At 74.2% G+C, this 6800-nt stretch carries 8 protein-coding genes; 4 read left to right on the forward strand and 4 right to left on the reverse strand.

Annotation, left to right across the window (positions count from 1 at the left end; all coding sequences use genetic code 11):
- The first annotated feature begins 165 nt into the window (after positions 1-165).
- Together G6R25_RS19610 and G6R25_RS19615 are read left to right on the forward strand one after the other, a co-directional pair.
- Positions 166-1038, forward strand: a complete 873-nt coding sequence (locus G6R25_RS19610; protein WP_163554126.1) for an SGNH/GDSL hydrolase family protein — start codon at positions 166-168, stop codon at positions 1036-1038.
- A 5-nt stretch (positions 1039-1043) separates the two neighbouring features.
- Complete coding sequence (locus G6R25_RS19615; protein WP_205447269.1) at positions 1044-1838, forward strand: hypothetical protein; 795 nt, start codon at positions 1044-1046, stop codon at positions 1836-1838.
- 43 nt (positions 1839-1881) lie between these two features.
- On the opposite strand, the gene G6R25_RS19620 is transcribed toward G6R25_RS19615, so the two are convergent.
- From G6R25_RS19620 to fabG, 4 genes are all read right to left on the reverse strand, one after another.
- Positions 1882-2397 carry a DUF3090 domain-containing protein gene (locus G6R25_RS19620; protein ID WP_136446361.1) on the reverse strand — a complete coding sequence of 172 codons (516 nt, stop codon included), beginning with the start codon at positions 2395-2397 and terminating at the stop codon, positions 1882-1884.
- Positions 2398-2413: 16 nt separating this feature from the next.
- Positions 2414-3571: a ferrochelatase gene (locus G6R25_RS19625; RefSeq protein ID WP_163554127.1), complete on the reverse strand. Its 1158-nt coding sequence runs from the start codon at positions 3569-3571 to the stop codon at positions 2414-2416.
- The gene (locus tag G6R25_RS19630; protein ID WP_163554128.1) at positions 3568-3873 is read right to left on the reverse strand and encodes a hypothetical protein; all 306 of its coding nucleotides are present in this window, start codon (positions 3871-3873) and stop codon (positions 3568-3570) included. Before G6R25_RS19630 ends, G6R25_RS19625 begins: the two co-directional genes overlap by 4 nt.
- 243 nt (positions 3874-4116) lie before the next feature.
- Positions 4117-4833, reverse strand: a complete 717-nt coding sequence (gene fabG / locus G6R25_RS19635) for a 3-oxoacyl-ACP reductase FabG (RefSeq protein WP_163554130.1) — start codon at positions 4831-4833, stop codon at positions 4117-4119.
- 220 nt (positions 4834-5053) lie between these two features.
- Between fabG and G6R25_RS19640 the strand changes: the two genes are divergently transcribed.
- Together G6R25_RS19640 and G6R25_RS19645 are read left to right on the forward strand one after the other, a co-directional pair.
- Positions 5054-5380, forward strand: a complete 327-nt coding sequence (locus tag G6R25_RS19640; RefSeq protein ID WP_136446365.1) for a DUF167 domain-containing protein — start codon at positions 5054-5056, stop codon at positions 5378-5380.
- A gap of 375 nt (positions 5381-5755) precedes the next feature.
- A partial coding sequence (locus G6R25_RS19645) for a thiamine pyrophosphate-dependent enzyme (RefSeq protein ID WP_473246919.1) occupies positions 5756-6800 on the forward strand: 1045 nt, incomplete at its 3' end.

The raw sequence follows: 6800 nt of genomic DNA on the forward strand, positions 1-6800 counted from the left end.
CTTCCTCACCTGCCATGCCGCGTCACCGACGGCCGGCTCGGCCCAACCAGCCCAACCAGCCCCACCAGCCCAACGATCCGAGCCGGCCGTCGGCCCTGGCGCGGTCGCCGTGCCGACGCCGGTTCCACCGGCGCCGCCGATGGCCGCCTGAAGGCGGGGCCACCGATGGCCGCGGCCCGGTTGGGGCGGTGTCCCCCGCCGGGGGCGCGTTTCGTCGCACTGGGCGACAGCATCACCGTCGGGTTGGGGGACGGCGTCACGATGGGGCGTGAGCACCACCGCACCGCCATCCACGGCCGTGGCTTCGCCGCCCGGCTCGCCGAACGCCTCGGCCCGCCCGGCACCGTGCATTACACCAACCTGGCCACCACCGGCGCGGCCGCCCACGATGTGCGGACCCGCCAGTTGCCGGTCGCGCTCACCCTGGATCCGCAGGTTGCCACCGTCGTCGCGGGCATGAACGACGTACTCAAAGCGACGTTCGATCCGCTGCGCCTGCGTCAGGACCTGATCTGGACGGTGAGCCGGCTGCGCGCCGGCGGGACGGTCGTGCTCACCGCGACCCTGCCCGATCCCGGCCGGCTGCTGCCGCTGCCGGCGCCGGTGACCCGCGTCCTCGCGGATCGGGTCGGGCTACTCAACGCCGCCGTACGCGCCGCCGCCCGAGCCGATCCCGGGGTGCTTGTCGTCGACCTCGACCGTCATCCGGCCGTGCGCCACCGGTCGAGCTTCGACGTCGACCGGGTCCATCCGGGGCCACACGGGCACCGGCTGATCGCGCGGGCGTTCGCCCATCGGCTCGCCCAGGCCGAGATACCACTTGTCGGCGCGCCGTCCGGGCCGGTTGATGCGGGCGGCCCGGACGCAGCAGTCACGGCCCCAGGCACGCTCCGATACTCCTACTGGCTGCTCAGCGTCGGCCTGCCCTGGCTCGCCGGGCGGTGCCTGGTCGGCGGTGATCGGCATGCCTATCACACGGAAAATCGACTCGTGACCCACCCTCGGCGCGCCGGAGAGCCCCTGGATTGCCTACGGTAGGCAATGTGCTTCCCGCCCTGTCAGCCTCGCCCCGGTCCGGCGTCCTCACCGGCTGGGGCAACGCATGGCTTGCCGGGCTCGTCGGACTGGACGACGTCATCACGCAGGTGCACCGCGCACTCGATGGCGAGGCGGCGCCCCACACCCTCGGTGACGAGCTGCTCGCCCTCGGTCTGGGTGCCCTTCGCACCGCCGGCGCGCAGCGGCTGCGCCTCGTCCTGCCCGCCCCGGGTGACACCACCGGCCTGCCCGGCCCGCCGGAGGTGAACCGCGACGCGATCACCGCGGGTGAGGCCATCATCGTCATCGGGCCGGTTCCGCCGCTGCTGCTCGTCCCCAGCGTCGTCGTCCACGGCCCGGCGCTGGAGGGCCGGCTGGAGTCCGTGCACTGGCGGGTGCTGCCGGCGGCCAGCGTGCCGCAGTCCGGCGCCGGACTGCGCGCCGCCGAGCACGAGCTCAGCGACGCGATCCGCACGACCACGGCCGCCCTCGTGCACCTCGACATCGCCAGCGCCCGCCCCGAGGTGCTCGCCCTGCTACGCGACCGCGGCGAGGAGGAACCGGGGCCGGGGCTGGGCCCGGGGCACCCGTCGGCCGCACATGCCCTGCTCGCGCGGGCGGAACGGCTGTCGACCCTGCTGGACCTGGCGGCCCGCGACGACGGCGCCGCGGTGACGGCCAGCGAGATCGCGCGGCGGTCGGCGGCCCTGCGCGGCCTGTCCGCGGCGGTGCGGCGGGCCTACGAGGCCGCCTACGACGCGTTCGACCCGTCCTGCGCCACGGTGCCGCCGCCGCACTGAGCCGGCTTCGGGATGAGCCGGCTTCGGGTGTGCGGCGGGCCGGTCAGTTCAGTCGGGGGCAGAAGTGGCCGGCGGGATCGTCGGGGCGACCGCACAGGACGCACGGCGGGCGGCCGGCGGCGACGATCGTGCGGGCCCGCTCGATGAAGGCCCGGGCCTGCCGGATCGACAGGCCGACCCGTAGCGAGTCGAGCTCGTCCTCGCTCTCGGGCAGCCGGATCTCCCCGGGGGAGAGTCCGGCCGCCTCGACGAACACCCGATGGCCGTCCCAGGAGACGGTGAGCTGCCCCAGGTGGAAGTCCTCCTGGAACGGCGCGTCCAGCGGGGCCAGGTCAATCTCGACGTCCGTGGCGGCGGGAAGCGCGATCCCCTGTGTCTGGCCGACCTGTCCGAGTAGCGTGTTCAGCCCCTCGGCGAGCGCTGTGACCTCGGTCTTTTCCAGACCCACCGTCACCACCTGCCCCCGGCCTGCGGCCTGGAGGAAAAAGACCCTGTCACCGGGCTGGCCCACCGTGCCCACCACGAACCGCTCCGGGGAGCGGAACACGTAACGCTGCATAGCTCCGATCGCTCCGTTACCTTCGTTCGCCTCGTCGTCCGGTTCCGGTTACCTTGTTCCCCATCAGTATCGCCGCATCCCTACACCGTCCACCTTCTGCGGCATTCTGAATTGCGCGAGGTGGCTGTTGCGGCGGCTGGCAGCAGTGCGCGGCGCACTGCTCGGGCCACGGTCCGAGCTCGGTCAGCGCCCGGCGGGGCAGGTCCGGATGCCGGATCTCCTCGACGAGTTCCCGCACCATCGCGACGAACCGGGGATCGGTGCCCACCGTGCCCGCGCGCGCCATCGGCAGCCCGACCTGCCCCGTCCGCTGGGCGGCGAGAACGTCGAGGTCGTAGGCGACCTCCATGTGATCGCTGACGAAGCCGAGCGGCACGACGACGGCACCCATCGCCCCGGCGGCGGCGAGCTCGGCCAGCCGATCGCCCACGTCCGGCTCCAGCCAGGGCACGGCCGGCGGCCCGCTGCGGCTGCAGTAGGCCAACTCGACGCGATGGCGAACCCCGGTGAGCCCCTGTACCCCGTCGGCGATCATCTTCGCCACGGCACGCAGCTGGCGCGGGTAGGCGTCCCCGTGGGGGCCGCTGGACCGCGCCTGCGACAGCGGCAGGGAATGCGCGGTAAATAGCAGGTGCGCGTCGGCACGCGCCTTCTCCGGCAGCTCGGACAGCGCGGTGACGCACCGGTCCACCATCGGCGCCACGAAGCCGGGATGGTCGAAGAACAGCCGCAGCTTGACCAGCTCCGGGGCGGCGGCTCCCGGCGGGAGCGCGGCGAGTGCCGCGGCCAGATTCTCCCGGTACTGGCGGCAGCCCGAATACGACGAGAACGCCGAGGTGACGAAGCAGGCCGCCCGGCGGACGCCGGCGGCGGCCATCTCGGCGACCGTGTCGGTCAGATAGGGCGCCCAGTTACGGTTGCCCCAGTAGACGGGCAACCCGGGTAGCTCCGCGCGCAGGACCTCGGCCAGCCGGCGATTCTGGTCGTTAAGCGGGCTGCGCCCCCCGAACATCCGATACTGCTCGGCGACGACCTCCAACCGCGACTGCGGGATATCCCGGCCGGCCGTCACGTTGCGCAGAAACGGCAGCACGTCGTCCGGGCCTTCGGGCCCGCCGAAGGAGACCAGCAGCAGCGCGTCGACCTCCACGGCGGCGGCCGGCGTCCCGGTCATCGCGGCACGCGGTCGGCGATGTCGGCCGGATAGGTCGGGAAGTAGCGACCGATGGTCGACAGCTCGAACGCCGGCAGGATCACCCCCGCCGGCTCCCGGGCGAGCAGGTACTCGAACGACACGTGGACCAGAGCGATCATCCCGGCCTCGTCACCGGCGGCCGTCCCGCTCACGGCGAGCACCGCATCGTCGACGGTGACCCGGAAGGAGAAGGAGAGCCCGGGCACGCCGGGCGAGGTCTCCTCCGCGACCTCCACGTCGAAGTCACGGCCACCGCGCGGTTCCACCCGGATCACGCTCATCGGACCCACCCCTTCGTGGCTGCGGCGGCCTTGGCGCCGCCATTCAAGGACGCCGCCCCTCAGAGGATGAGGGCGGTGCGCCCGGACCGCCGCCGGGCGACGCCGGCCACCGCGCACGGCAGCGGCTCGACGGCGCGCGGCAAGGCTCCGCCGCCCACGATATCCGCCGGCGACGTCGCCCACCCGACCACGGACCCGTGCCCGCCGGAACGTCCCGCGCGTGCCGGACGGGATGCGGCCCTGTCAGTGCCCCATGCTCAGACCGCCGTCGACGGGGATCAGTGCGCCGCTGATGTACCCGGCCTGCGGCGAGGCCAGGAAGGCGACAAGAGCGGCCACATCCGCCGGCTCGCCCATCCGCCCGCCGGGCACCTGGGCGGTGAGGGCCGCCCGCTGGGCCTCGGTCAGGGCCTCGGTCATGTCCGTGCGGATCGGGCCGGGAGCGACCACGTTGGCGGTGATGTTGCGCGGCGCCAGCTCCCGGGCGAGGGAGCGGGCGAAGCCGATCAGGCCGGCCTTGGAGGCGGCGTAGTTGGACTGCCCGGGCCCACCGGTGGAGGCCACGACGGAGGAGACAAAGATGAGCCGCCCGCGGCGCATCCGCATCATCGGCCGCGCCGCCCGCTTGGCCACCCGGTAGGCGCCGAGCAGGTTCGTGTCGACGACCTCCTGGAAGGCGTCCTCGCTCATGGTGGCCAGCAGCGTGTCCCGCACGATGCCCGCGTTCGACACGACGATCTCGACGGGGCCGAGCGCGGCCTCGACCTCGGCGAACGCCTTGTCGACGCTCTCGGTGTTGGCGACGTCCATCCGGACGCCCAGCATGCCTTCGGGGGCGGAGCCACCGCGGCTGGCGACCGCGACCCGCTCCCCCGCGGCGGCGAGCGCGACCGCACAGGCGGCGCCGATGCCGCGATTACCACCCGTCACCAGAGCCACCCGACACTCGTTTTCGACCATGGCCCGGATAGTAGCCGGCCGATGCACCGTCTCCGGACCGTCCCGGCCGTAGACACCCACCCGTCCCGGCACCGCACCCGTCCCGACGACGCCTACACATCCCGGAGCAGCGCGGGAATCCACCCCGCCCGCCGTCACCCCTTGGTGGTATCGATGCCGCGACACGAGCTCCCGGCGGTGCGGCGGTGCGGCGGTGCGGCGGTGCGGCAAGATTGCAGTCATGCGGGTGACGATCCGGGTACAACCGGGCGCCGGGCGGGCCGCCGTGGGCGGGCGCTGGACGGACCCGCGGGCGGGGGCGATGCTGACCGTCCGCGTCACCGAACGGGCCATCGACGGCCGGGCGACCGAGGCCGCCCTGCGCGCGCTGGCCGGAGCTCTCGGCCTGCGCCGCACGCAGGTCCTGCTCGTCCGCGGTGCCACGAGCCGGGTCAAGACCGTGGAGATCACGACGCCTCCCGTGGACGAACCGGCCCTGCGCACCCGCCTCGACCACCTGCTCGCCGCCGGCGACCCCGACGGGACGACCAGCACCACGACGGGCTGACCCGTGGCGTCCTGACCGCCGACGCCGGTGCGTCGGCGGTCAGGTGCGCACCGGCGACGGGGGCGCGGTGGAGTCCGGCCCGCGGGACCGTATCCGCCCACGGATGTTGAAATGGTGCGACATCAACAAACGGGACGCCGGACGCGGTCCTGCTGCGCGTAACGGGCATGGGTCGCCGATCCGGCCGGCGGCACAACCTCCGGCCCGCACCGCACGTCCGGACATGGGGAGGTCGGTGCCGTGGGACGAAGGCCGGTCATACGCAGGCCGGAAATCAGACCGGCGGACGCCCTGCGGGGACACGCGGGTCGGGGGGAACTGACCATGGGCTCAGCCGGCCCGGACATCCATCGAGATCGAGACGAGGACTCCATGATGACGTCGCCAGGCGCCGCCCGCAGCCCCTGGCCCGCCGAGGCCGAGGTACCGGCCGGACCAGCTGCGGTGATGACCGTCGCGGCCCCGACCGCGCCCCACGGATCAGGCGTGATCGTCGGCAGCGTGCCGGAACCGGTCACGCCGGGGCCGCCCGGTGGCGTGCTCGACCTCGCTGCCCTGGCCGCGGTGGAGAGTCGGTTGCGCGCCGCGGCCATCGAGGTCGGCGTGCGCGGCGGGCGGCGTTCCCCGGCTGCCGCCCGGGGCGAACGGGCGGGGGTGGCCGCAGCCTCGAGCATCGCCACCGTCCTGTGGTTCGACTCGCTGCGCGCCGAGGATCGGGTCAGCGTGACGCCCCGGGCCGGCGCGCTGGTCCATGCCGTCCATCAGGTGCTCGAGGACGCGCGGGTGGCCGACGACCCGGCCGGTGGACCGGCGGCGGGCGGCCAGCCGACCGGCAGACCAGCGACCGGCGGGCCGCGACCCGACACCGCGCCATCCCCGGCGGACGCCCGACCCCTGCGCGTGCTGGGCGCCGGCAGCGTCGGACCGAGCGGGACGGTATGGGCGGCGCTGGCCCGCCGGTACGCCGGCGAACGCTTCGACCGCACCCCGCGGGGACGCCAGATCTGCCTGATCGACTACGCCGAACTGCGCGACCCGGCCGTCTGGGAGACGATCGCCGACGAGCGGGCCGCGCATCTCAGCGAGCTGCTCTGGGTGGTGATGGTGACCGGGTCCGGCGTGCCCGCCGCCACCGGCGGCCCCGGTGGGATCGGCGGACCGGCCCGCGCGTCGCGGCTGTTCGAGGCGGCGGGCTGGCAGGTCCTGACCGTGCGCTACGGCCGTCGGCTCGAGGCGTTGTTCCGGGCGCCCGGCGGCCACGCGCTGCGGTCACGGCTCGACCTGCTCACCCCGGCCGAGTTCCAGGACCTGCTGCACACCCGCGGGACGGACCTGCGCCGCCGCCTGGCCGGGCCGGGCACCGCCGGCGCCGGCATCAGCCGGCTGCTGGACACGCTCAGCGACGAGCAGATCCTCGCCT

The sequence above is a fragment of the Candidatus Frankia alpina genome (assembly GCF_902806485.1).
Taxonomy (GTDB): domain Bacteria; phylum Actinomycetota; class Actinomycetes; order Frankiales; family Frankiaceae; genus Frankia; species Frankia alpina.

Bases quoted from the DNA above. Each gene is read 5' to 3' on its own strand.
- G6R25_RS19610 (WP_163554126.1), top strand. From the start codon at position 166: ATGGCCGCGGCCCGGTTGGGGCGGTGTCCCCCGCCGGGGGCGCGTTTC.
- G6R25_RS19620 (WP_136446361.1), bottom strand. From the start codon at position 2,397: ATGCAGCGTTACGTGTTCCGCTCCCCGGAGCGGTTCGTGGTGGGCACG.
- G6R25_RS19625 (WP_163554127.1), bottom strand. From the start codon at position 3,571: ATGACCGGGACGCCGGCCGCCGCCGTGGAGGTCGACGCGCTGCTGCTG.
- G6R25_RS19630 (WP_163554128.1), bottom strand. From the start codon at position 3,873: ATGAGCGTGATCCGGGTGGAACCGCGCGGTGGCCGTGACTTCGACGTG.
- fabG (WP_163554130.1), bottom strand. From the start codon at position 4,833: ATGGTCGAAAACGAGTGTCGGGTGGCTCTGGTGACGGGTGGTAATCGC.
- G6R25_RS19640 (WP_136446365.1), top strand. From the start codon at position 5,054: ATGCGGGTGACGATCCGGGTACAACCGGGCGCCGGGCGGGCCGCCGTG.